Genomic DNA, 24,747 nt, shown 5'->3' with positions numbered 1-24,747 from the left:
GGTAAGGTCAAGTAGAAAAGGGCGCACGGTGAATGCCTAGGCACTAACAGCCGATGAAGGACGTGACGAACTACGAAAAGCTTCGGGGAGCGGTAAGTACGCAGTGATCCGGAGATGTCCGAATGGGGGAACCCAATGCAGCGATGCATTATTGGTTGATGAATAGATAGTCAATCAAAGGAAGACGCAGTGAACTGAAACATCTAAGTAGCTGCAGGAAGAGAAAGAAAAATCGATTTCCTTAGTAGCGGCGAGCGAAGAGGAAAGAGCCCAAACCAAGTGATTTATCATTTGGGGTTGTAGGACTGCAAAGTGGTAGCGTAAGCGATAGTTGAATTATCTGGGAAGGTAAGCCAGAGAGGGTGAGAGCCCCGTAAGCGAAATTGCGAGCGCGCCTAGCAGAATCCTGAGTAGGCCGGGACACGAGGAATCCCGGTTGAAGCCGCGAGGACCATCTCGCAAGGCTAAATACTAGTTAGTGACCGATAGTGAACCAGTACCGTGAGGGAAAGGTGAAAAGAACCCCGGAAGGGGAGTGAAAGAGAACCTGAAACCGTGTGTCTACAAGTAGTCAAAGCACATTAAAGTGCGATGGCGTGCCTTTTGTAGAATGAACCGGCGAGTTACGTTATCTAGCGAGGTTAAGTCAGAAAAGACGGAGCCGGAGCGAAAGCGAGTCTGAATAGGGCGAAGAGTTAGGTGACGTAGACCCGAAACCAAGTGACCTACCCATGGCCAGGCTGAAGGTGTGGTAAAACGCACTGGAGGGCCGAACCCACGTAAGTTAAAAATTGCGGGGATGAGCTGTGGGTAGCGGTGAAATTCCAAACGAACTTGGAGATAGCTGGTTCTCTCCGAAATAGCTTTAGGGCTAGCCTCGTGGAGAGGATAATGGAGGTAGAGCTCTGTTTGGACTAGGGGCCCGTCAGGGGTTACTGAATCCAGATAAACTGCGAATTCCATATATCCATACACGGGAGTCAGACTGCGAGTGATAAGATCCGTAGTCGAAAGGGAAACAGCCCAGATCACCAGTTAAGGTCCCCAAATCTATGCTAAGTGGAAAAGGATGTGGAGTTGCGTAGACAACTAGGACGTTGGCTCAGAAGCAGCCATCATTCAAAGAGTGCGTAATAGCTCACTAGTCGAGTGGCGCTGCGCCGAAAATTTACCGGGGCTAAGCATAGTACCGAAACTGTGGATGCATCGAAAGATGCGTGGTAGGAGAGCGTTCTAAGTGCGGCGAAGGTTAACCGAGAGGATAATTGGAGCGCTTAGAAGTGAGAATGCCGGTATGAGTAGCGAAAGACAGGTGAGAATCCTGTCCGCCGAAAGACTAAGGTTTCCTGGGGCAGGCTCGTCCGCCCAGGGTAAGTCGGGACCTAAGGCAAGGCCGAGAGGCGTAGTCGATGGATAACAGGTAGAAATTCCTGTACTGTGTTTAATCGTTATGAGCGATGGAGGGACGCAGGAGGTGAAACACGCATCGAGCTGGATCGATGTTCAAGCAACAAGTGCGGTTAAGAGTCAAATGCTTCTAACCAGCAACACGAGTTGTGATGAGTAGCGAAGTAATAGTAGCGAAGGTGATGTAATCACACTGCCAAGAAAAGCTTCTAGCCAGAGAGGACACACCCGTACCGCAAACCGACACAGGTAGTCGAGTGGAGAACACTAAGGTGAGCGAGAGAACTCTCGTTAAGGAACTCGGCAAAATGACCCCGTAACTTCGGAAGAAGGGGTGCTGGCCACGAGAGTGGTTAGCCGCAGTGAATAGGCCCAAACAACTGTTTATCAAAAACACAGGTCTCTGCAAAATCGTAAGATGACGTATAGAGGCTGACACCTGCCCGGTGCTGGAAGGTTAAGAGGAGAGCTTAGCGAAAGCGAAGGTTCGAATTGAAGCCCCAGTAAACGGCGGCCGTAACTATAACGGTCCTAAGGTAGCGAAATTCCTTGTCGGGTAAGTTCCGACCTGCACGAAAGGTGTAATGATTTGGGCACTGTCTCAACGAGAGACTCGGTGAAATTATAATACCCGTGAAGATGCGGGTTACCCGCGACAGGACGGAAAGACCCCATGGAGCTTCACTGTAGCTTGATATTGAGTATCTTTTAAACATGTACAGGATAGGTAGGAGCCAAGGAAGGCAGGACGCTAGTTTTGCTGGAGGCAATGTTGGGATACTACCCTTGTTTGAAGGATGCTCTAACCTCGACCTGTAAGCCAGGTCAGGGACAGTGTCAGGTGGGCAGTTTGACTGGGGCGGTCGCCTCCTAAAGTGTAACGGAGGCGCTCAAAGGTTCCCTCAGAATGGTTGGAAATCATTCGCAGAGTGTAAAGGTATAAGGGAGCTTGACTGCGAGAGAAACAGCTCGAGCAGGGACGAAAGTCGGACTTAGTGATCTGGTGGTACCGTATGGAAGGGCCATCACTCAACGGATAAAAGCTACCCTGGGGATAACAGGCTTATCTCCCCCAAGAGTTCACATCGACGGGGAGGTTTGGCACCTCGATGTCGGCTCGTCGCATCCTGGGGCTGAAGTCGGTCCCAAGGGTTGGGCTGTTCGCCCATTAAAGCGGCACGCGAGCTGGGTTCAGAACGTCGTGAGACAGTTCGGTCCCTATCCGTCGTGGGCGTAGGAAATTTGAGAGGAGCTGTCCTTAGTACGAGAGGACCGGGATGGACGCACCGCTGGTGTACCAGTTGTTCCGCCAGGAGCATCGCTGGGTAGCTATGTGCGGAAGGGATAAGCGCTGAAAGCATCTAAGTGCGAAGCCCCCCTCAAGATGAGATTTCCTTTGCAATAGCAGTAAGACACCTCAAAGACGATGAGGTAGATAGGCTGGGAGTGGAAGTTCTGTGAAGAATGGAGCGGACCAGTACTAATCAGTCGAGGACTTGACCAAAAGCGAAGCAAACTGTAAGGTTTTTTGCGAGAGATTATGTTTAGTTTTGAGCGTAGTAGCTCAAAAGAGTACGGTGGCGAAAGCAAGAAGGATACACCTGTTCCCATGCCGAACACAGAAGTTAAGCTTCTTAACGCCGAAAGTAGTTGGTGGGCAACTGCCTGCGAGGATAGGAAGCTGCCGTGCTCTTTTTTAATATTCCGGCTTAGCTCAGTTGGTAGAGCGCTTGACTGTTAATCAAGATGTCGTCAGTTCGAGTCTGACAGCCGGAGTAAAGCAGAGGAGAAGGCAATGCCCTTCTCCTTTTTTTGGTTAATTTAGTACTACTTTGTCTTTAACGTCTTACAATATAATAAGGAAGCCTAATATAAAAAAATCCCTTTTTATGACAAAATAAAAGGGATTTTTTTATTAGACTAATTTGAGCATTTGGCTTGAACCGCAAGGCTTTTCGTCTTATTTGAAATTTATTTATATTGTATGAAATTATTTCCAAAAAGTACTTTGTAAAAGTGTGTATTTATCGTATAATAAAAGCGGATTCATTTTTTTGATCTAGAGGAGGAAATTACATGGTAGGAATTGTTTTAGCCAGCCATGGTGGCTTCGCTGATGGGATTGCGCAATCTGCACAAATGCTTTTCGGTGAACAGGATAATTTTGCACATGTTATCTTAAAGCCTAATGAAGGTCCAGATGATATTCGTGGCAAAATGGAAAAAGCAATTGCTTCATTTGATAACCAAGATGAAGTTTTATTCTTGGTAGACTTATGGGGTGGTACACCTTTCAACCAGGCAAATGGTCTTGCTGAAAAACATGATAAATGGGCAATTGTAGCCGGTATGAATTTACCAATGGTTGTACAAGCATTAACTGAAAGAATGATGAATGCTAATGCAACTGCACATGAAATTGCTACTGCAGTTGTTGAACCTGGTAAAGATGGTATCAAGACAAAGCCAGCAGATTTGATGCCTAAATCAGCTGCTGCACCAGCAGCTAAGGACGCTGGCGAAGCTAAGGGTAATAAGAAGACTATTCCAGAAGGCACTGTTATTGGTGATGGCCATATTAAATATGTTTTAGCAAGAATTGATTCACGTTTACTTCATGGTCAAGTTGCTACTGGATGGATTCCAGCAATGAAACCAGATCGCGTTATCGTTGTTTCTGATAGCGTAGCTAAGGATGATTTGCGTAAGAGTATGATTCGTGAAGCTGCACCTGCAGGCGTAAAGGCTCATACTGTTCCGCTTAAGAAGATGGCAGAAATTGCTAAAGATCCAAGATTTGGTGATACTCATGCACTTCTTTTATTCGAAAATCCAGAAGACGTTTTAAGAGCTATCAAAGATGGTATTGATATTAAAGAAGTTAACGTTGGTTCAATGTCATACAAGGAAGGCGATGTTAACGCCAATAATGTATTATCAATGGACCAAAAGGATGTTGATACATTCCGTGAACTTGAAAAGATGGGTGTTAAGTTTGACGTTCGAAAAGTTCCTTCAGACGCACCAGGCAATATGGATGCTATCTTAAATAAAGCTCAGCACTTACTTGATGAACAAAAGAAATAAATTAATAGGAGTAAATAAATGAACGCTATACAAATGATTTTGGTAGTGGCCGTTGCCTTTCTTGCAGGTACAGAAGGTATCTTGGATGAATGGCAATTCCACCAACCATTAGTTGCATGTACATTAATTGGTTTAGTAACAGGCCATTTGGACTTAGGTGTTATCTTAGGTGGTCAATTACAAATGATCGCTTTAGGTTGGGCAAATATTGGTGCCGCTGTTGCACCAGATGCCGCTTTAGCATCAGTTGCTTCAGCTATTATCTTGGTTGAAGGTGGTCAAGGTGTTAAGGGTATCGGTACTGCTACTGGTATTGCTATTCCTTTAGCTGTTGCTGGTTTGTTCTTAACTATGATTGTACGTACTATTTCAACTGCTATCGTTCACGTTATGGACGCAGAAGCTAAGAAGGGTAACTGGCGTATGATCAACTTGTGGCAATGGATTGCTGTATGTTTGCAAGGTTTGAGAATCGCTATCCCAGCTGCTCTTCTTTTGGCAATTCCTTCAGAAACTGTTAAAGGTTGGCTTGCAATGATGCCACAATGGTTATCAGAAGGTATGACCATCGGTGGTGGTATGGTTGTTGCTGTAGGTTATGCTATGGTTATTAACATGATGGCAAGTAAAGAAGTATGGCCATTCTTCGCAATCGGTTTTGCTTTAGCTGCTATCAAGGACTTAACTTTGATCGCTCTTGGTGCTATCGGTCTTTCAATGGCTTTGATGTACTTAGCTCTTGAATCAAAAGGTGGCAACGGCGGTTCAAACAACTCTGGTTCTGCTGGTACCGGCGATCCACTCGGCGATATCATTGATGATTATTAAAATGAACGCGTAGAGGAGGATTTATAAAATGGCTGATAAAAAGAAAATTGAATTAACCAAGCGTGACCGTTTTAACGTTATGTGGCACTCACAATTCCTTCAGGGTTCATGGAACTATGAAAGAATGCAGAATGGTGGTTTCGCTTACTCAATGATTCCTGCTTTGAGAAAGTTATACCCAGACAAGAAAGATTTGTCTGCTGCTATGCAAAGACACTTAGTATTCTTTAACACCCACCCATACTTGGCATCTCCTGTACTTGGTGTTACTTTGGCTTTGGAACAAGATAAAGCTAACGGTACACCAGTTACTGATGATGCTATCCAAGATGTTAAGGTTGGTATGATGGGACCTTTGGCTGGTGTTGGTGACCCTGTATTCTGGTACACTGTTCGTCCGATTGTTGGTGCTTTAGGTGCATCAATGGCCATCGCAGGTAACGTTATGGGACCTATCTTATTCTTCGTTATCTGGAATGTAATCAGACTTGCATTCTTATGGTATACACAAGAATTTGGTTACAAGGCTGGTTCAGCTATCACTAACGACATGTCCGGTGGTATGCTTCAAAAAGTTACCCGTGGTGCTTCAATGATGGGTATGTTCGTCTTGGGTGCCTTGATTGAACGTTGGGTAAACATTAAGTTTACACCAATAGTTTCACAAACACCTATCCAAAAAGGTGGATATATTGAATGGGACAAGCTTCCATCAGGTGCTAAAGGTATTCAATCTGCCCTTGAACAATGGAACATGGGTAATGGTAAGGCTTTAACTAGTACTAAGGTTACTACTTTACAAGACAACTTGGATCAATTGATTCCTGGTATTGCTGGTCTTCTTTTAACATTCTTCTGTATGTGGTTGTTAAAGAAGAAGGTTTCACCAATCTGGATTATTATTGGTATCTTCGTTGTTGGTGTATTGTTCCACGTATGGCACATTCTTTAATAAAAAATGGCTAAATCAATTAATACGAAAGTCGATCTGACAGTAGATGGTACCTGGTTTAGAGGTATTGCATCTTACGGAAAAATCATGATCGGTGATAAAGCTTTTGAATTTTATAACGAAAGAAATGTTGAAGATTATGTTCAAATTCCGTGGGAAGAGGTAACTTATGTAGTTGCTGACGTTCATTTCCATGGACGTTATATTCCTCGGTTTGAAATTAGAACGAAATTTAATGGTAAATTTATTTTTGCTGCTCGTGATCCCAAGAAAGTATTACGTGCAATTAGAAAATATGTACCGGCTGATCATATGCGAAAAGCATTGAGTATATGGCAACAAATTAAGCAACGTTTTACTCGTACAAAGAAATAAAAAGTTAAAGCAAAAAAACTAGGTCGTTTTGACCTAGTTTTTTTGTTATTCATCAGAAATCGAAGCCTGAAGACGATTCAAAAACAGTTCTGCTACAGGTGACATATTTGTTTCATTTTTCCAAATGACTGTAATTGGTTCCTTCATGGCTGGAGTTATTGGTTTAAAGATTAAACCAAATTCATCAGAAGTGTTGGCAATTTTATCTAGTGTCAACATTAACGCTGCTTTATTTTTTACCAAAAGCGTACCGTTAAAACTTAAATTTACCGTACCAATAAAGTTAATTTGATCTTTGTAGTTACCAAACCAATTATCAAAATAATGCATAGTATCGGCTTGTTGTGAATTCAGAATAGTTCTTCCTATCAAATCTTCAGGCGTAATTGTATCTTTTTTAGCCAATGGATCATCTTTAGTCATTAATAAACCCCATACGTCTTTTTCTGGCATTTGAATAGAGGCATAGTTAGAAAGATTTAAATTACCAATAATTACTGCAAAATCTACCGTACCAATATTTAATTTCTTTTCCGCAAATTCGTAATCACCACTTAAAATATGAATTTTAACTGTAGGATAATCTTGAACAATATTACTAATAATATTCATGATTCGTTGCATAGCAATGCTCTCACCAGCCGCAATAGTTAAATCCCCACTAATTACAGCTGAAGATTGTAGATTGCTTTTTGTTTTAGTAGTTAAAGCCAAGATCTCTTTAGCTTGTTCGAACAAATATTGTCCAGCAGGAGTAAGTGATAGATGTCGCGGCTGTCGATTGAACAGTTTAACTCCTAATTCGTCTTCTAAGTCAGCAATTTGTCGTGATAAAGCAGGTTGCGAAACTAATAGTTTTTGAGCTGCTCTAGTCATATTTAATTCTTGTGCAGTAGCTACAAAATAATTTAAAACTCGTAATTCCATAATCTTTTTACCATAAAAAATAGTTATCATATTTAATACTTAATAAGTTTTTTACATTGCATAGCTTACCTTTTAAACTGTAATTGATCAAGAGAAAAAGGAACAGGTGATAAAAAATGAATGCAGAAGATCAATAACTTATTAAGAAAATTATTTCTCAAAACCAACGACTTTTACAAAATTTGAATACACAACGTCATTGCAAATGTGAAATTAATCAATTGGTTAGTGAAATTACTGGGGAAAAAATACCAGCAAGTACACAAATAAGATTACCATTTTATTCAGATTATGGACATAATATCAAAATTGGTGAACGAGTTTTTATCAATGCAAATGTAATGATGGTAGATCTAGGTGGGATTACTATTGAAGATGATGCCCTAATTGGTCCAGGCGTATATTTGATTTCAGTAAATTATTATTTAGATCCTAAAAAAAGAAGAAAATTGGAATTAAAACCAGTTTTAATTAGGAAAAATGCCTGGATAGGGGCTAAAGCAACAATTTTGCCAGGTGTAATAATAGGAGAGAACGCCGTTGTTGCAGCAGGAGCAGTCGTTACAAGCGATGTACCTAAAAATTCTGTTGTAGCAGGTGTACCAGCAAAAGTTATCAAAAAAATTGAGCACTAAAAAACCGCGAATTTTTCGCGGCTTTTTTTAAACTGTTTTTTCGTTGCTCCAGATTTTAGAAATTATATATAAAATAATAAAAGTCACAATTGCCGCAATCATAGGGATACGGTAGCTTGGTAGAATCAAAAGCAAAATAATCATTAATCCAAAGAACAAAAGGATTAAGTAATCTACATAAGGGAAACCAGGCATCTTAAAGTCACTGTATACACTTTCTGGTGTTTTCTTTCGGAATGAAATATGGGTTAAAACCATTAAGCACCAAATGATCAAAAACATACTAGTTGAGGTAGAAGAAATAAAATTAAAAGCTTGGTCACCAATAACCATAGTAATTAACGGTGCACAGGCCATTAATAAAGCAGATAGTATGAGTGAATTTTGTGGAAGTTGTCGTTTAGAAAGATGACCAAAGGTTTGATTCCATTTACCTTTACCGTTATAAGTAACTGAGAATAATAAACGTCCAGCACTATATAAGAAACTGTTTGTTGAAGAAACAGCGGCTGATATAACGACAAAGTTAATAATAGAGCTGGCATTTCTAATACCGGTTGCTCCAAGAGCTTGAACAAATGGACTGGAATTTGTTGATACTTTTGACCAAGGAATAACTAATAAAATCCCTAAAATTGCCATAACATAGAATAAAATAATTCTTACTGGCAATTGATTGATTGCACGTTTTAAAGTAACTTTAGGATTTTGAGCTTCAGCAGCGGTTAAGCCAATCAATTCAACTCCGATAAAACTGAAGATAACCATTTGGAATCCTTGCAAGAATCCTTTAGTTCCACGTGCAAAGAAACCACCATGATCGTCTAGGTTTTCAAAGCTAACAGGACCAAAGGTGGTTTTACCACCTGTAATTAATAAATAGAAGATTAATATTACAAAGGCCACAATTGTTACAATTTTAATAATTGCAAAACTGAATTCCAAATTACCGAAAACTCTGGCTGAAATTAAGTTAATTAATAAAAGCAAAACGATCGTAATAATACCAGGAATCCAAGGCTTTAATGTGGGAAACCAATACTTGAAGTAAATTCCTAAAGCAGTAGTTTCAGCCATACCTAAAGTAATCCAACTGATCCAATATAAATATCCAGTGATAAAACCAATATTTTTACCAAGATATTGTTCAATAAAATCAATATAAGTATGTTTATTTAAATCGGACATGATCATCTCGCCGAGTGCCCGCATCAATAAAAACAGAAATACACCTACAATAATGTAAATCAAAATAACGCTGGGTCCGGCACGGTGAATACTATCACCTACACCAAGAAAAAGGCCGGTTCCGATAGTCCCACCCAAAGCAATTAATTGAATATGAGCATTGCTTAGAGTTCGCTTATAACCGGAATTATTTTGTGACTGTTTGTCATTCATAATATTCCCCCTATATTTTCATATATACTTAATATTTTATCATTGTTGTGTTTAAGCACCAGTGCGTAAAAAATAAATTTAGAAAATTTATAAAAAAACACAAAAGTTTGTTAAGTTACAAACAAATAATTAAGCAAGCGCTTCCATATGTGTGCGAGTAAAAATAAGCTCATATTCAATAATTTACTCAGTTATAATATCATAAATTCTAGCATTTACTTTTAAGTCTATTGTGTTATAGTTGACATTGTAAATTAGTTCACAAGAATAGTAGATCTTAGAGGTATATATAATGGCTAAGGCACAACAAAAAGAAACTCCTACTGAGGAAGAAAAGAAAAAGCAAATCTACGACATGGTAGATAATTTAGTAAAAAGATCACATGTTGCATTAGATGAAATGGCTAACTTCACACAAGAACAAGTTGATAAGATCTGTGAAGCAGTTGCTACTGCAGGTGAACAAAACGCTTACCCACTAGCTAAAATGGCTGTTGAAGAAACTAAGCGTGGTGTAGTAGAAGATAAGACTACTAAAAACATGTACGCTAGTGAAAATATTTGGAACAGTTTACGCCACGAAAAAACTGTTGGTGTAATTGAAGAAGATAAGGAACTAGGATTAACTAAGATTGCTGAACCTAAGGGTGTTATTGCCGGTGTTACTCCAGTAACTAACCCAACTTCAACTGTTATTTTCAAAGCAATGCTTGCTCTAAAGACGAGAAATACTATTATTTTTGGTTTCCACCCACAAGCTCAAAAATGTTGTGTAGAAACTGGTAAAATTATCCAAGCGGCTGCTGTTGCTGCAGGTGCACCTAAAGATGCAATTTTATGGATTGAAGAGCCAAGTTTGGATGCAACCACTGATTTAATGAATAATCCAGGTGTTCAAACTATTTTGGCCACTGGTGGTCCAGGTATGGTTAAGGCTGCATATTCATCAGGTAAACCAGCTATCGGTGTTGGTCCTGGTAATGGTCCTTCATACATTGAAAAATCAGCTAATATCGGTCGTGCTGTTTATGATATTGTTTTATCAAAGAACTTCGATAACGGTATGGTTTGTGCTTCTGAAAACTCAGTCGTTGTAGATGACGCAATTTATGACAAGGCTGTAGAAGAATTTAAGAAGTGGGGTTGTTACTTCTTAAATAAAGAAGAAATTAAGAAATTTGAAGAACACTTTATTGATCCAAGACGTGGTACTGTTGCAGGTCCTGTAGCTGGTAAATCAGCTTATGAAATTGCTAAACTTTGTGGTGTTGATGTACCAAAGACTACTAAAGTAATTGTTGCTGAATACAAAGGTGTTGGTAGAAAGTTCCCACTTTCAGCTGAAAAACTTTCTCCTGTCTTTACTTTATATCGCGCTAAGAATCATGACGATGCATTTAAGATTTGTTCTGAACTTCTTGATTATGGTGGTCGTGGTCATACCGCGGGAATTCACTCAAGCGATCAAAATATAATTGATGAATTTGCAATGAAGATGGATGCTTGTCGTATTCTAGTTAATTCACCAGCTGCACTTGGTGGTATTGGTGATCTTTACAACAATATGTTGCCTTCACTTACATTAGGTACAGGTTCATACGGTGCTAACACATTTTCACACAATATTGGTGCCAGAGATTTACTTAATATTAAAACGGTTGCGAAACGTCGCGACAATATGCAATGGGTAAAAGTTCCATCAAAGACTTACTTTGAACATAATGCTGCTAATTATTTGCGTCACATGCCAAATGTTAACCGTTTCTTCATTGTTACTGATGAAGGCGTAGCTGACCAAGGCTTTGCTGACGAAATCACTGATATTATTTCTAAGCGTCGTGGTCAAAAAGAATATGAAGTATTTAAGGCTGTAACGCTTGATCCTGATACTGATGTAATTAAAGACGGTGTTCACAGAATGAACATCTTTAAGCCTGACGTAATTATTGCTATTGGTGGTGGCTCAGTAATGGATGCTGCTAAAGTAATGCGCTTATTCTACGAAAATCCAGAAATGAGCTTTGAAGAAGCTTACCAAAAGTTTTTGGATATCAGAAAAAGAGTAGTCCGCTTCCCTAAGATTAATGGTGTTCAACTTGTATGTATTCCAACAACTTCTGGTACTGGTTCAGAAGTTTCCCCAATTGCAGTTATTAGCGATACTAAAACAGGTATGAAACACACTCTTTGTGATTATGCTTTAACTCCAGATGTTTCAATTGTTGATGATCAATTTGTTCAAAATATGCCTAAACGCTTAATTGCTTGGTCAGGTTTTGAAGCATTAGGTCATGCTATTGAAAGCTATGTTTCAACTATGGCCACTGATTTCACTCGTGGTTGGTCACTTGAAGCTATTAAAGCGATCTTTGCAAACTTGAAGAAGTCATACGATGGTGATCTTGATGCAAGAAAGCAAATGCATGATGCTGCAACTATTGCAGGTATGGCATATTCAAATGCATTCCTTGGTCTTGAACACTCAATTGCTCATACTGTTGGCTCAACCTTTGATATTCCAAGCGGAGTAAGTGATGCGATTGCTTTACCGCAAGTTATTCGCTTTAATGCCAAACGTCCTGAAAAGCTCGCTATGTGGCCTCACTACTCAGTATATCGTGCTGAAAGTGACTATGCTGATATTGCAAGAGCTATCGGTTTGACTGGTTCAAGTGATGCTGAATTAGTTGAAAAACTGGTTCAAAAGATTATTGAATTGGCTCATTCTGTTGGTATTAAGATGGCTTATAAGGATTATGGCGTTGACAAGACTGAATTTGATAAGAAAGTTGATCAAATGGCAGTTGAAGCTTATGGTGATCAAAATACTGTAACTAATCCATCAGCACCACTTATTACACAAATTGTTGTCTTAATGAAAGATTGCTACGAAGGCAAAGGTATTTCAGACAATGATAAATAATTAAGCAAAATAACTCCCGGTTTTTAAACTAACTGGGAGTTATTTTTTACCATAAAATATTATACCAATTATGAATAATATTACTTGACCACTTTCAATAAAAATAATATCATTGCAGATGTAACAATAAAAATAAACTAGTCCATTAATTAAATATTGAACTAGACCAAAGGAGAAAAATATGTGTGGAATTGTAGGAGTTGTAGGTAAGCCTGCAAAAGATATTATTTTAAGTGGATTAACTAATTTGGAATACCGCGGCTACGATTCAGCCGGTATTTACTTAAATGACTTAAATGGAAATGAATATTTGACTAAAGCTGTTGGTCGTATTTCCAACTTAAAAGAAAAGTTAACTCCTGATGAAGAAGGGCTAGTTGGTATTGGACATACTCGTTGGGCAACTCATGGTATGCCAACTGTTGATAACGCTCACCCACATTTTGATGAAACTAAGCGTTTTTACTTAGTTCACAATGGTGTTATCGAAAACTATACCGAATTAAAAGAAAAATACTTACAAGGAGTTAAATTCCATTCAGATACTGATACTGAAGTAGTCGTACAATTAATCAGCAAAATTGCTCGTGACAAGAATTTGGATGCATTTTCCGCATTTAAGGAAACCTTAAAGTTGGTTAAGGGCTCATATGCATTCTTACTTGTTGACAATACTGAACCAGATCACGTATTTATTGCCAAAAACAAATCACCAATGATGCTTGGCTTAGGTGATGGTTTTAATATTATTGCTTCAGATGCTATTTCAGTTCTTGATCAAACTAAGACCTTCGTTGACTTACAAGATGGTGATGTTGGTGATATTACTAAGGATTCTTATACTATTGAAACTGTTGATGGTAAGAAAGTTGACCGTGAGCCACATATTTTGAACATTGATCCCAATGCAGCTTCAAAGGGCGCTTATGAATTCTACATGTTAAAGGAAATCGATGAACAACCTGGTGTTATGCGCCACATGTCACAAAATTACTTGGACGAAAATGGTGAACCAAAGGTAGATGCAGAAATTGTTGATGCCATTTCAAAGGCTGACCGTCTTTACATTTTCGCTGCAGGTACTAGTTACCACGCTGGACTTGTTGGTAAGACAATTTTTGAACATTACACAGGTATTCCTACTGAAGTAGGTTATGCTTCAGAAGCTGGTTATCACTTCCCAATGATGAGTAAACATCCATTCTTTATTTTCTTAACTCAATCAGGTGAAACAGCTGATTCACGTGTTGTCTTGAAGGAAACTAATAAGCGTGGAATTCCAAGCTTAACTATGACTAATGTTGAAGGATCAACTCTTTCTCGTGAAGCAACTTATACTATGCTTTTAGGTGCAGGTCCTGAAATTGCCGTTGCATCAACTAAAGCTTACACTGCTCAAGTAGCTTTACAAGCAGTTTTGGCTAAAGCATTGGGTGAAAAGCTAGGAGTTCAAGAAGCTAAGGATTGGGATTTAAAGCATGATTTAGCAATTGCTGCCGAAGGTATCCAACAAATTGTTGATGGTAAAGAGAAACTTGAAAAACTTGCTAAGGAATACTTAGTACCATCAAGAAATGCTTTCTATATTGGTCGTGGTATTGATCACGCGGTTGCTCTTGAAGCTGCTTTAAAATTGAAGGAAGTTTCATACATTCAAACTGAAGGTTTTGCCGCAGCTGAACTTAAGCATGGTACTATTTCATTAATTGAAGATGGTACTCCGGTAATTGCCTTAATTAACGATCCAGTAACTGCTGACCTTACTCGTGGTAACATTCAAGAAGTTGTTTCTCGTGGAGCAAGCGTAATTACTATTGTGGGCAAGAAATTTGCTAATAATAGTGATGATATTGTATTACCAGACATTAATTATTACATGTCAGCGTTGTTAACTGTTGTTCCAACCCAACTTCTTGCATACTACGCTTCAAAGGACAAGGGCTTAGATGTAGATAAGCCACGTAATTTGGCTAAGAGCGTTACTGTTGAATAAATAGAATATATTAATTAAAAAATGAGTTTAATTTCGATATCTGTCGAGATTAAACTTTTTTATTACTTTTTTTGTTATAAAGTGAGCAAAATACAATAATTTTATAAAAATTTATCAAAAAATATAGTAATATTTACAATTTTTAAACTAATTATTAAATTAATTTTTCTTTCATTGACTAAGTTTAAGTTTATTGATATATCAATATTTCTAGCTGCCTAAAATGAAAACTATTTTCAGAAAACTATTTTCATTTTAGGCATAACGCGCTATACTATTAGATGAAAATTCACTTGTGAAATATATAACTAATAAATTGGAGGGTCTTAACTTAATGAAAAAAGTTCTAGCAATAAATTCGGGTAGTTCATCTTTTAAATTTAAATTATTTTCTTTACCTGATGAAAAGGTAATTGCCCAAGGTATGGCAGACCGAGTAGGGCTTAAAGGATCTTCATTTAGTGTTTTACTTGATGATGGTACTGAGCATGTTACTAATATTGATATTCCAGATCAAGAAGCTGCAGTAAGCTTTTTGATTAATGCTTTAAAGAAATATCATGCAGTTGAAAGTTTAGATGAAATTATTGGTGTAGGTCACCGAGTAGTTAATGGTGGTGAACACTTTAAGGATTCAACTATTATTGATCGACAAAATTTACAAAAAATATATGATTTGTCTGATTTTGCTCCATTGCATAATCCAGCTGAAGCACGCGGAATTGAAGCATTCATGCATGTATTACCAAAAGTGCCTCAAGTTGCAGTATTTGATACCTCATTCCACCAAACTCTTGATCCAGTACATTACTTATATTCAATTCCGTACGAATATTATGAAAAATATCGTGCTCGTAAATATGGTGCACATGGTACTTCAGTTCACTATGTAACTCTTGAAGCCGCCAAAATGATGAATAAAAAGCCAAGCGACTTAAAGTTAATCATCTGTCATTTAGGATCCGGTTCATCAATTACTGCGGTCAAAAATGGCAAGTCATATGATACTTCAATGGGTTTTAGTCCTTTGTCTGGTGTTACAATGGGTACACGTTCAGGTGATATTGATCCATCACTTTTACAGCATTTGATGCATAAGACTGGTGCTTCAATCGATGAAATGATTAATATTTTAAACAAGGATTCAGGTTTGTTAGGAATTTCAGGTATTTCATCAGATATGCGTGACTTGGAATTTAATAAAGATCAGCGCGCTGTATTAGCTCGTAAAATCTTCGTTAATCGCGTAGTACGTTACATTGGTTCTTATATTGCTGAAATGGGCGGAGCAGATGCTATTGTATTTACTGCCGGTGTTGGTGAAAAGGATCCAGGTGTACGTAAAGATGTAATGGATGCTTTCAAGTATATGGGAGTTATTCCGGATTATGAAGCTAATAAGAAAAAAGGTAGACACTTTATTACTAAGCCTGAGTCTAAGGTGCATGTCATGGTAGTACCAACAGATGAAGAATTGATGATTGCTCAAGATGTTATGCGTTTGACTAGAGATGCTGTTTTAGCATAAGAGAAAGTTATCTTTAGAAATAAACTATTTGTATTTTTCTTTCTTGAAAAAACGTATTTAAATAAGTATTAAAAAGATGCGTTTTAGAAAGGAAAATATTATGTCTATTAAAAAGAGTGCACAAAATGCACATGCAACCTTATTAGAAAAAACTGATCCAGAAGCCTTAGAGCGAATTAATCATTTTGCATTTGATGAAGTTCAAAGAGATGTTGATTTACCTGATAGAACTAAAATGCTTTCTACACTTGCTTATCTTTTAGGAATGCAAGGTATTGATGAATATAAAATTATGCTTCCGGTAGCACTTGATAATGGCGTTACACCAGTAGAAGCTAAAGAAGTTTTGTATCAATCAGTTGATTACTTAGGCTTAGGTAGAGTTTTCCCATTCTTCAAAGCAACTAATGATGTATTACTTGCTCGTGGAGTAGAATTACCCCTTGAAGGACAAGCTACTACTACCATGGAAGACCGCCTCGAAAAAGGTGAAGAAACTCAAATTCGTTTGTTTGGACTACAAATGAAAGATTTTGCTAAAAAGGGTATTATTAATAAATGGTTGGTTGATAATTGCTTTGGCGATTATTACACTAGAAAAGGTTTAAGCGATAATGATCGTGAAATGATTACTTTTTGCTACCTTGCTGCTCAAGGTGGATGTGAACCACAATTATTGTCACATGCACAAGCTAATATTAAACTGGGTAATGATAAAGACTTTTTGATGAAGGTCATTGAGCAAAATGTGCCATTTATCGGTTATCCCAGAAGTTTAAATGCAGTGAGAATTGTTAACGAAGCTGATCAAAAAGTGAACGGTAAAGATTAATCTACTAAAAATAAAAGGAATTTGAGCATTATTGTTCAAATTCCTTTTTACTTGACCTTTATTCATTGATATTCAATAATCATAAATAAAGGTTAGGTGACCAAAATGATGATGGAATATTCTGCAGGAGCCGTTATTTATAGAAAACGCAATGATGAGTTAGAGTATTTAATTATCCAGAGTATCATAAATCGCAATTGGGGTTTTCCTAAAGGACATTTGGAAAATAATGAAACAACTGAGCAAGCGGCACGAAGAGAAGTTTTTGAAGAAGTAGGGCTGAAGCCGACTTTTGATTTTAACTTTATAGAAAAGACAGTGTATGCTTTAACAGAGCGAAAATCGAAAACTGTTACTTACTACTTAGCTAAATTTGTCAAAGGACAAAAAGTAATTGTTCAAGAAGAAGAGGTTCTAGCCAATAAATGGGTAACACTAAAAGAAGCTAAGAAATATCTAACGGAGCACGATAAGATGAGAGTGTTAACAGCTGCTCAAAATTATCTTATCCAATAAAAAATAGCGAGAGTAATTTTTTTACTCTCGCTATTTAAATCATTAAGAAATTATATATGGTATACTTTATATTTTTTAATTAACTTAATTCTTTAATAATAGCTTCCAAAGTCTTCTTAGCTTCATCTTGAATAGGAGTTTCTGGATGTTCTTTATCGTAATTTTCGAGCCAATCTAAACGATCTTGCATTCTGTTCTTTAAAGTCTTTTGGTATTCTGGATCATCAAGGTGAACTTCATAACCATCAATTGGCAAGTAACTTACACCCTTGAAGTTACCAAATGGTTTGAAGTCACTGTCCTTAATATTACCGTTAGCCAAATCTTCAATTAATTTCTTAGTAACTTCCTTAGGAATATCCTTGCCCATAAATGCATCAGTATTTAAGCTGTAACAGCTGGCACCACGCTTGGTAAATAATTCCTTGAAGTCTTTGTAATCACCTGAAACTGGGTAAGCTCTGAATGGGTCTGCGAATGGTTCAATAACTAAGGTGTTCATGTCAAAGCCTTCAGGTAAGTTTTCAGCACTAGTTCTCTTAGTTGCTAAAGTACAACCCATAGTAGTTGCGAGTACTGGATCATCAATCTTGATAATTGGAGGTAATGAACCGTCTTTCATAATCCAGAACAAAGCAGTGATTGGTGATTTTTCAAAGTCTACACGATGTGGACTAGTGTAACGGGTCTTGATAACACGACCGTTGTTGTTGCGTAAATCTTCAGTAACAATAACTTTCTTGCCATCTTCATCTTGAGTTACATCACAGTTCATAATGGTAGTGTAGTATTTAGTTTCATGATGACCTGCTGGATAGTCATGGGTCTTATCAAAGTAAGAAGGCTCAAGTGCAACTGATGAACCATCTTCACGAGAAATAATGAAGGCATCATCGTGCAACACAGTAATATCGTATTTACCATCGTACATTTCATGAGTCAAAGTTGACTTACCTGAACCTGATAAGCCGTAAAATGCGAATGTCTTATCGTCTTTATCATCGAAGTGGAATGACTTTTCACCACCGTGACAAGCAGTGCAACCATTACGGTGAGCAATAGCCCAAGCTAAGGTTAAAGTACCCTTCTTAAGTTCACCGAAGTAACGAAGTCCAAATACGGCAGCACAATTATGTGGAGCATCAAATACGCCAAAGCCCTTTGGATAATCGTCATCATTAATGTTTGGATCAAAGTAGAAGTAAATATCAGGTTCATTGTAGAACTTAGATTTCTTATACATTTTTTCTGCTTCATCATCAAAGAATTGGAAGTTTAAAATGTATGAAAGTAAGTTGAAGGCTTGATCTTCTGGCATCATGATGTGAGCCTTAACAGTGTATGATGGATCAAGTCCAACTAAAACAGTGGCTTTTAAGTACTTTTGCTTATGCCCCTTGTAAATATCTTCACGTAAATTAGCATCCAACGCTTCAGCATCTTCATTAGGGTTATCAATGAAGTGGCGAGCACTTGCTGTTCTACCTAAAATCTTGCCGTGATTGTAAACTAATTGAGTTGCATCATGTGGCAAACCTAATTCCTTAGTATGGAGAATTGGTAAATCGGTAACAATAACGCCTGATTGTTTTTTAGCTAAGTTATATGCTTCGGCCACACTAGTTACTTCATGCACATTATTGCCATAAAATGCACTTTCGATAGTTGCACGAGTGCGACTAAACATTGGATTTGCTTTTCTAAGTTCATCTTGAGAATAACGTTCTTTTGTACTCATATTAAGATTTGTCCTCTCTAGGAAGCTATTAAAACGCTTTCATTACTTACATTATCTATAGTAACATACTTATTTGTTCATAACCACACAAATATAAAAATATAAGCTTTACAAAATATAAAAATATACACTTTATAACGATAGTCTTGAGGAAGACATAAAAATAAATAGATGATACAATAGAACATACGTACGAAAGGAAAGAGAATGGATCCAAATCAACTTTTTAAATATGTTTATGCTAAATATGGTTTAAAATTTGAACCAGTTCTTCCTGGATCAACAGATGTGTATGTATTAATGTCACCAATTGATGGGAGTTACTTTGCAATGCTTTCTCGCTTTAAAGAGCGAAGGATAGATATTCTTGACTTAAAATGTGGTGATTTTGCATCAATGATTCGAGATCTACCGGGTTTTGAAGATCCAGTACGAGTTAAGGATGATGGCTGGGTAGGTGCAATTTTAGATAGACAAAATGAAACGGCAATCAAAAAAGCATTTGATTATGCATTTAAGTTAGCAATGAATGGTGAAACGAATAATATTGCGCAAGATCAATATTTATATATTCCACCTGATGATAGCGAACCCGAATATAAGTCTCAACCAATTAAACTGCGAAATAATAATTTTAAGAAAAAGCCTTTAGCTACTGATCGAATCCATCAGATGCAAGAATTATATGATTATAGTGTTTTGCCAAGTGTGGGTAGATATAAGAATTTCTATAATCAAGGAAAATTCATGGCAGATTATGAAGATGATTATTCCGATTATGCAGCCTTTAGAAGATTCTATCCGACTTATCATGATATGAAGATTGAACAACTACGTAGCTACTTTGCTTGGCGTACGCAACTGCGTAAGGGAAATTATCAGAAAGTAAGTACGTCATATGCCTATGTTTATATTTATGAATTACTAAATAATATTGGTGTAAAATCAGCGCAAGACGGATATCAGAAATTGATAGATTTTAAGGAAAATTATGTTGAAAAATTTGATCTGTCGATTGAGCCATATTTAAACGATTGGCTAAAAGATTATGTCTTGTTCTATGAACTAGATCAAAAATTAATCGAAGAGAATTTTGAAGATGAAATTGCGCAGGACCATGATTATATAGTCTTGCATGATCCAGAGAGTTTCTCAGCTAAAGAGTTGGCCGAGGTCTTTGCTAGAAAAACTTCTTATTGGAATACTTCTAAAACAATAAAAAATAATTCAGAAGTGTTTGCCAAAGTGCTCAGATGTGTTTGGCAAGAATTATTGTTATCTAAAAAATATGGCATAGCTTATTACAGCGCCTTTGTTGCTAAACCTGAAACCGTAAAAAGAAAAGTGTTTTTAGCCAGCATTTTTTATAGCAAACCAAAAAAGCTACCAGTTCAATTGATAGATTCACTTAGAAAGTATCGTTACAACAATGGTTATTGGCAAATTAGAAAATACACAGAAGCCAAAAAACAAAAAATTCATTTAAACACATTTTTACATGAGTTAGATCGTATAGTACGCGCAAAGCTACATCTGGGTCGACCAATTAAGCCTCGCTTTATCGACCAAGCAGTCTTAAAAGCAATTGATCAAGGAATCATTAACTATCAAATACAGGAAAAGAAGTCCCGGATTGATCGAATCCAAATTAATTTGTCAAATTTGGAAACGATTCGTAATAATGCTTCAAAGACAAGAGATAGTTTACTAACTGATGAAGAAAAAGCATTGGAAAAAGAAGAACAAAAGCAAGAAGAAAGTAAAATTGAGTCTAAAGTTGAAATAACTGATAATGATTATGATTTGAATAAAGATGAAATTTTTTTACTGTTGGCTCTTCTGCAAGATCAACCATGGCAGGAATACATAAAAGTGCACCATTTAATGGATTCAATCTTAGTAGATAGTATTAATGAAAAATTGTTTGATGAGTTTGGCGATTCTGTGATTGAATTTGATGAAAAAGATCAGCCAAGAATTATTGAAGATTACCAAACTGATTTGGAAGAAATGTTTTTGAAGGGATGAAAATATGCCACAAAAAAGAAAAGTGCCTAAAAGAATAGCTCAAACTGTGTTGAATTCCTTAAAGGGTGGGGTTGTACCCAGAATTGGTCTGCCATATATTACAGTTGGCCGTAAAGCAGAAATTGAGGCACTGCTTCATGATGTAGATGTAATTCAAGAAGGCGGGGCTAGTTTCCGCTTTATCGTGGGCCGTTATGGTTCTGGTAAAAGTTTCTTATTGCAGACAATTCGTAATTATGTCATGGATAAAAATTTTGTTGTAGTAGACGGTGATTTATCTCCAGAAAGACGTCTTCAAGGCTCAAAAGGTCAGGGCCTTGCAACGTACCGCGAATTAATTCAAAATCTTTCTACTAAGACTAGACCTGAAGGCGGAGCCTTAATGCTAATCTTGGATCGCTGGATTAATACGATTCAAACACAGGTCGCAACTGAAACTGACTTAAACAATGATGATCCTAAATTTGAACAAAAAGTTGATAAAAAGATTTATGATGTAATTTCATCATTAAATGAATTAGTACACGGCTTTGATTTTGCTAAATTGCTTAACATGTATTATCACGCTTATATGAGCGGCGATGATGAGACGAAAGCTAAAGTAGTTAAGTGGTTTAGAGGAGAATATAGCCATAAAACTGAAGCTAAAAAAGATTTAGGTGTTGATATTATCATCTCCGATAGTGACTGGTATGAATATTTAAAACTGTTTGCGACCTTCTTTAGACAAGCTGGGTATGCTGGTTTAATGATCATGATCGATGAACTTGTTAATATCTATAAAATTCCTAATGCAATTAGTCGTCAGTATAATTATGAAAAGATTTTGACTATGTATAACGATACTTTGCAGGGCAAGGCTAAGTACTTAGGTATTATCATGTGCGGTACACCTCAGGCAATTGAGGATCGCCGCCGCGGCGTTTATTCATATGAAGCATTAAGAAGTAGATTAGCCTCAGGTAAATTTACTCAAGTAGGAGCACGCGATATGTATGCGCCAGTAATTAAGCTTGAACCATTGACCGCAGAAGAGATGATGGTTTTGACAGAAAAATTGGCCGATATGCATGCTAATTTGTATGGCTACGAAAGAACTATTACCGATGATGATTTGATGCAATTTATTAAAATTGAATATGCGCGAGTAGGTGCAGATACTAATATTACCCCTCGTGAGATAATTCGTGACTTTATAGAAATTCTAGATATTATTTGGCAAAATCCTGATACTAAGATTGCTGATTTACTTAATTCAGATCAATTTAGCTATGCTAAATCTGAAGCTGTTTCAGATAATAAAGAAAAGGATTATACCGAATTTAAGTTATAAGGATATAAAATATGGATGTTTTTTCACATTATGCACCATTTATCCAAGATTATATTTATGAACATGGCTGGCAGAATTTACGACCGATACAGGTAGCTGCAGCAGAAGAGATATTTAATACTGATCATAATGTCTTATTGTCTGCTTCTACTGCATCGGGGAAAACAGAAGCAGCCTTTTTTCCTATCCTTTCGGATATCTATGAAGAAAAACAAGACTCTGTTAAGGTGCTATATATTGCGCCACTTAAGGCTTTAATCAACGATCAATATGAACGACTAACTGAATTATGCCAAGATGTAGACATTCCAATTTGGCGCTGGCATGGGGATGTATCACAGAGTCAAAAGAGAAAGATGTTGAAGCATCCCTCAGGCGTTTTACAAATAACTCCAGAATCATTGGAAAGTTTCATGATTAATAAGCATATGGATGTTCCGCATCTTTTTAGTGGTTTGAAATATATTGTTATTGATGAACTGCACTCCTTTTTAAGAAGTGATCGTGGTGGTCAGACTTTTTGTTTAATCGAGCGCTTATCTAAATTGGCTAATGTTAATCCAAGAAGAATTGGTTTATCTGCTACAATTGGAAACTTAGAAGTGGCTGGTAAATTTTTAGGAGCAGGCTCAAATAGAAAGACGGATGCTCCTAAGGTGCAAAATGCGCCCCAGATTTGGCATTTATCTATGGAGCATTTTTATAAAACCGATCCGCAAGCTAGCAGTGACGATTTTGATCCTAATTACGTTGAACCTAAGACAGATAAAGCGCCTGAATTAGCCGATCCTGGTATGGGGTATATTTTTGAGCATACACGCGGTAAAAAGTGTCTAGTTTTTACCAATAGTCGTGAAGAATGTGAAGCCGTTTGCCAGGAATTAAGAGGCTATTGCTCCTATAACCACGAACCTGATCGTTTTATGATTCACCATGGTAATCTTTCTACATTTTTAAGAGAAACCGCTGAGGCTGCAATGAAAGATGAAGATGTTTATATGACGACCTGCGCTACAGCGACACTAGAATTAGGCATTGATATTGGTAAATTAGAGTCTGCTTTTCAAATTGATGCACCATTCACTGTGTCGGGCTTTTTACAGAGAATGGGGCGAACAGGACGGCGTGGCAATCCGCCTGAGATGCATTTTGTAATGAGAGAAGAACACCCTGAATCAAGAGCAATGCTGCCAGAATTGATGCCATGGTCATTGTTACAAGGAATAGCGCTAGTTCAGCTTTATGCAGAGCAAAAATGGGTTGAACCTCCTGAACCCAACCGTTTGCCTTATAGTTTGCTCTATCATCAAACTATGAGTACGTTGGCTTCAAGCGGTGAGATGACCCCAGCAGAGCTGGCTTCACGGGTATTAACTTTGTCATATTTTCATAATGTAAGCCAAGAAGATTACCGTATTTTGCTTAAGTATTTACTAAAGACGGGGCATATTGAATGGACGGAAAATGGTGGTCTAATCGTCGGCTTAGCTGGTGAGAGAGTAGTTAATAATTTTAAATTTTATGCTGTTTTTCAAGAAAATGAGGAATTCAGCGTGCATGCTGGTAGTGAAGAACTAGGAACGATCGTTAAGCCGCCACCTGTTGGCGATAAGATAGCAATTGCTGGACGAGTATGGGTAGTTGAGGATATTGATATTAAGCGTCATCAGGTCTATTGTCACGAAGTAGATGGTAGAATTCCTGCATATTTTGGTGATGTGCCGGGAGACATTCAACCTGAAATTTTGCAAAGAATGAAAAAGGTATTGAATGAAAAGATGATGTATCCATATTTGATGCAAAATGCTAAGGCGCGTTTGACTCAAACGCGAGATACTGCTTCTGCAGCAAACTTGTTAAAGAAGAATTTGATTAATCTTGGTGGAAATATGTGGTGCTTGTTTCCTTGGACAGGTACCTATGCTTTTTTGGCATTAGAGCGTTTAATTAGAATTAAGTGTGGTAAAAAATTAAATATTCGCAGTTTTAATTCATCCAGACCATACTTTATGTATTTTTCAATGGATGCAAGTGAAGAAGAGTTTTGGCGAATTTTAGATGAAGAAGCTGCTAAGGATTTTGAACCACTGGATTTGGTATACTCTAATGAAGTTCCAGGAATTGATAAATATGATCAGTATTTACCGAAGGAATTACTAAGAAAAGAATTTGCTTATAGCATATTAGATGTTAATGAAATGAAACATTGCGTAAAAGAAATGGTAAATAACTATTTGTTATAAT

At 37.4% G+C, this 24,747-nt stretch carries 16 protein-coding genes, 1 tRNA gene and 2 rRNA genes; 16 read left to right on the top strand and 3 right to left on the bottom strand.

Annotated elements, in window-relative coordinates:
- Positions 1–5 precede the first annotated feature (5 nt).
- From SO785_RS06375 to SO785_RS06345, 7 genes are all read left to right on the top strand, one after another.
- Positions 6–2,911, top strand: a 23S ribosomal RNA gene (locus tag SO785_RS06375).
- A 69-nt stretch (positions 2,912–2,980) separates the two neighbouring features.
- Positions 2,981–3,097: ribosomal RNA gene (gene rrf / locus SO785_RS06370) — 5S ribosomal RNA — on the top strand.
- Positions 3,098–3,110: 13 nt separating this feature from the next.
- Positions 3,111–3,183: transfer RNA gene (locus SO785_RS06365), tRNA-Asn, on the top strand.
- Positions 3,184–3,483: 300 nt separating this feature from the next.
- The gene (locus tag SO785_RS06360; RefSeq protein WP_003546107.1) at positions 3,484–4,494 is read left to right on the top strand and encodes a mannose/fructose/sorbose PTS transporter subunit IIA; all 1,011 of its coding nucleotides are present in this window, start codon (positions 3,484–3,486) and stop codon (positions 4,492–4,494) included.
- Positions 4,495–4,512: 18 nt separating this feature from the next.
- Positions 4,513–5,322, top strand: coding sequence for a PTS mannose/fructose/sorbose transporter subunit IIC (locus SO785_RS06355; protein WP_011254158.1), 810 nt, complete (start codon positions 4,513–4,515; stop codon positions 5,320–5,322).
- A 28-nt stretch (positions 5,323–5,350) separates the two neighbouring features.
- Positions 5,351–6,274 (top strand): PTS system mannose/fructose/sorbose family transporter subunit IID, encoded by a 924-nt coding sequence (locus SO785_RS06350; protein WP_021874030.1) that lies wholly within the window; start codon positions 5,351–5,353, stop codon positions 6,272–6,274.
- A 6-nt stretch (positions 6,275–6,280) separates the two neighbouring features.
- Positions 6,281–6,649 carry a DUF956 family protein gene (locus tag SO785_RS06345; RefSeq protein WP_003546115.1) on the top strand — a complete coding sequence of 123 codons (369 nt, stop codon included), beginning with the start codon at positions 6,281–6,283 and terminating at the stop codon, positions 6,647–6,649.
- A 45-nt stretch (positions 6,650–6,694) separates the two neighbouring features.
- On the opposite strand, the gene SO785_RS06340 is transcribed toward SO785_RS06345, so the two are convergent.
- Complete coding sequence (locus SO785_RS06340; RefSeq protein ID WP_011254160.1) at positions 6,695–7,576, bottom strand: LysR family transcriptional regulator; 882 nt, start codon at positions 7,574–7,576, stop codon at positions 6,695–6,697.
- Positions 7,577–7,716: 140 nt separating this feature from the next.
- Here SO785_RS06340 and SO785_RS06335 point away from each other — a divergent pair, with 140 nt between their 5' ends.
- A complete protein-coding gene (locus tag SO785_RS06335) occupies positions 7,717–8,211 on the top strand; it encodes a DapH/DapD/GlmU-related protein (protein WP_029779761.1) in 495 nt (164 codons plus the stop codon).
- Between the two features lie 27 nt (positions 8,212–8,238).
- Here the strand turns inward: SO785_RS06335 and SO785_RS06330 are convergent, their stop codons facing one another.
- On the bottom strand, positions 8,239–9,612 hold the full coding sequence (locus SO785_RS06330; RefSeq protein WP_003546123.1) for an amino acid permease: 1,374 nt from the start codon (positions 9,610–9,612) through the stop codon (positions 8,239–8,241).
- A 292-nt stretch (positions 9,613–9,904) separates the two neighbouring features.
- Between SO785_RS06330 and adhE the strand changes: the two genes are divergently transcribed.
- From adhE to SO785_RS06305, 5 genes are all read left to right on the top strand, one after another.
- Positions 9,905–12,535 carry a bifunctional acetaldehyde-CoA/alcohol dehydrogenase gene (adhE, locus tag SO785_RS06325; protein ID WP_003546132.1) on the top strand — a complete coding sequence of 877 codons (2,631 nt, stop codon included), beginning with the start codon at positions 9,905–9,907 and terminating at the stop codon, positions 12,533–12,535.
- A gap of 181 nt (positions 12,536–12,716) precedes the next feature.
- Positions 12,717–14,528, top strand: a complete 1,812-nt coding sequence (gene glmS, locus SO785_RS06320) for a glutamine--fructose-6-phosphate transaminase (isomerizing) (protein WP_003546133.1) — start codon at positions 12,717–12,719, stop codon at positions 14,526–14,528.
- A gap of 334 nt (positions 14,529–14,862) precedes the next feature.
- A complete protein-coding gene (locus SO785_RS06315) occupies positions 14,863–16,056 on the top strand; it encodes an acetate/propionate family kinase (RefSeq protein ID WP_011254162.1) in 1,194 nt (397 codons plus the stop codon).
- A gap of 100 nt (positions 16,057–16,156) precedes the next feature.
- Complete coding sequence (locus SO785_RS06310) at positions 16,157–16,888, top strand: carboxymuconolactone decarboxylase family protein (RefSeq protein WP_011254163.1); 732 nt, start codon at positions 16,157–16,159, stop codon at positions 16,886–16,888.
- A gap of 105 nt (positions 16,889–16,993) precedes the next feature.
- Positions 16,994–17,404, top strand: a complete 411-nt coding sequence (locus SO785_RS06305) for a bis(5'-nucleosyl)-tetraphosphatase (RefSeq protein ID WP_003546138.1) — start codon at positions 16,994–16,996, stop codon at positions 17,402–17,404.
- A gap of 79 nt (positions 17,405–17,483) precedes the next feature.
- Here SO785_RS06305 and SO785_RS06300 read toward each other — a convergent pair whose 3' ends face one another.
- Positions 17,484–19,142 carry a phosphoenolpyruvate carboxykinase (ATP) gene (locus tag SO785_RS06300; protein ID WP_021874031.1) on the bottom strand — a complete coding sequence of 553 codons (1,659 nt, stop codon included), beginning with the start codon at positions 19,140–19,142 and terminating at the stop codon, positions 17,484–17,486.
- 207 nt (positions 19,143–19,349) lie between these two features.
- Between SO785_RS06300 and SO785_RS06295 the strand changes: the two genes are divergently transcribed.
- The 3 genes from SO785_RS06295 to SO785_RS06285 are packed head-to-tail and all read left to right on the top strand — an operon-like array spanning position 19,350 to position 24,746.
- Positions 19,350–21,170 (top strand): TerB N- and C- terminal domain-containing protein, encoded by a 1,821-nt coding sequence (locus SO785_RS06295; protein WP_003546145.1) that lies wholly within the window; start codon positions 19,350–19,352, stop codon positions 21,168–21,170.
- Positions 21,171–21,174: 4 nt separating this feature from the next.
- Complete coding sequence (locus tag SO785_RS06290; RefSeq protein WP_003546148.1) at positions 21,175–22,503, top strand: ATP-binding protein; 1,329 nt, start codon at positions 21,175–21,177, stop codon at positions 22,501–22,503.
- A gap of 11 nt (positions 22,504–22,514) precedes the next feature.
- Entirely contained in the window at positions 22,515–24,746 is a 2,232-nt protein-coding gene (locus SO785_RS06285; protein ID WP_003546149.1) for a DEAD/DEAH box helicase, read from the top strand.
- The last annotated feature ends 1 nt before the right edge of the window (position 24,747 follow it).

The sequence above is a fragment of the Lactobacillus acidophilus genome (genome assembly GCF_034298135.1).
GTDB lineage: Bacteria > Bacillota > Bacilli > Lactobacillales > Lactobacillaceae > Lactobacillus > Lactobacillus acidophilus.
The sequence above is the reverse complement of the archived record's forward strand: the minus strand, read 5'-3'. Positions and strand labels throughout refer to the sequence as shown.

What these genes read in the sequence shown, in the direction of transcription:
- SO785_RS06360 (WP_003546107.1), top strand. Translation starts at nt 3,484, where the DNA reads ATGGTAGGAATTGTTTTAGCCAGCCATGGTGGCTTCGCTGATGGGATT.
- SO785_RS06355 (WP_011254158.1), top strand. Translation starts at nt 4,513, where the DNA reads ATGAACGCTATACAAATGATTTTGGTAGTGGCCGTTGCCTTTCTTGCA.
- SO785_RS06350 (WP_021874030.1), top strand. Translation starts at nt 5,351, where the DNA reads ATGGCTGATAAAAAGAAAATTGAATTAACCAAGCGTGACCGTTTTAAC.
- SO785_RS06345 (WP_003546115.1), top strand. Translation starts at nt 6,281, where the DNA reads ATGGCTAAATCAATTAATACGAAAGTCGATCTGACAGTAGATGGTACC.
- SO785_RS06340 (WP_011254160.1), bottom strand. Translation starts at nt 7,576, where the DNA reads ATGGAATTACGAGTTTTAAATTATTTTGTAGCTACTGCACAAGAATTA.
- SO785_RS06330 (WP_003546123.1), bottom strand. Translation starts at nt 9,612, where the DNA reads ATGAATGACAAACAGTCACAAAATAATTCCGGTTATAAGCGAACTCTA.
- adhE (WP_003546132.1), top strand. Translation starts at nt 9,905, where the DNA reads ATGGCTAAGGCACAACAAAAAGAAACTCCTACTGAGGAAGAAAAGAAA.
- glmS (WP_003546133.1), top strand. Translation starts at nt 12,717, where the DNA reads ATGTGTGGAATTGTAGGAGTTGTAGGTAAGCCTGCAAAAGATATTATT.
- SO785_RS06315 (WP_011254162.1), top strand. Translation starts at nt 14,863, where the DNA reads ATGAAAAAAGTTCTAGCAATAAATTCGGGTAGTTCATCTTTTAAATTT.
- SO785_RS06310 (WP_011254163.1), top strand. Translation starts at nt 16,157, where the DNA reads ATGTCTATTAAAAAGAGTGCACAAAATGCACATGCAACCTTATTAGAA.
- SO785_RS06305 (WP_003546138.1), top strand. Translation starts at nt 16,994, where the DNA reads ATGATGATGGAATATTCTGCAGGAGCCGTTATTTATAGAAAACGCAAT.
- SO785_RS06300 (WP_021874031.1), bottom strand. Translation starts at nt 19,142, where the DNA reads ATGAGTACAAAAGAACGTTATTCTCAAGATGAACTTAGAAAAGCAAAT.
- SO785_RS06295 (WP_003546145.1), top strand. Translation starts at nt 19,350, where the DNA reads ATGGATCCAAATCAACTTTTTAAATATGTTTATGCTAAATATGGTTTA.
- SO785_RS06290 (WP_003546148.1), top strand. Translation starts at nt 21,175, where the DNA reads ATGCCACAAAAAAGAAAAGTGCCTAAAAGAATAGCTCAAACTGTGTTG.
- SO785_RS06285 (WP_003546149.1), top strand. Translation starts at nt 22,515, where the DNA reads ATGGATGTTTTTTCACATTATGCACCATTTATCCAAGATTATATTTAT.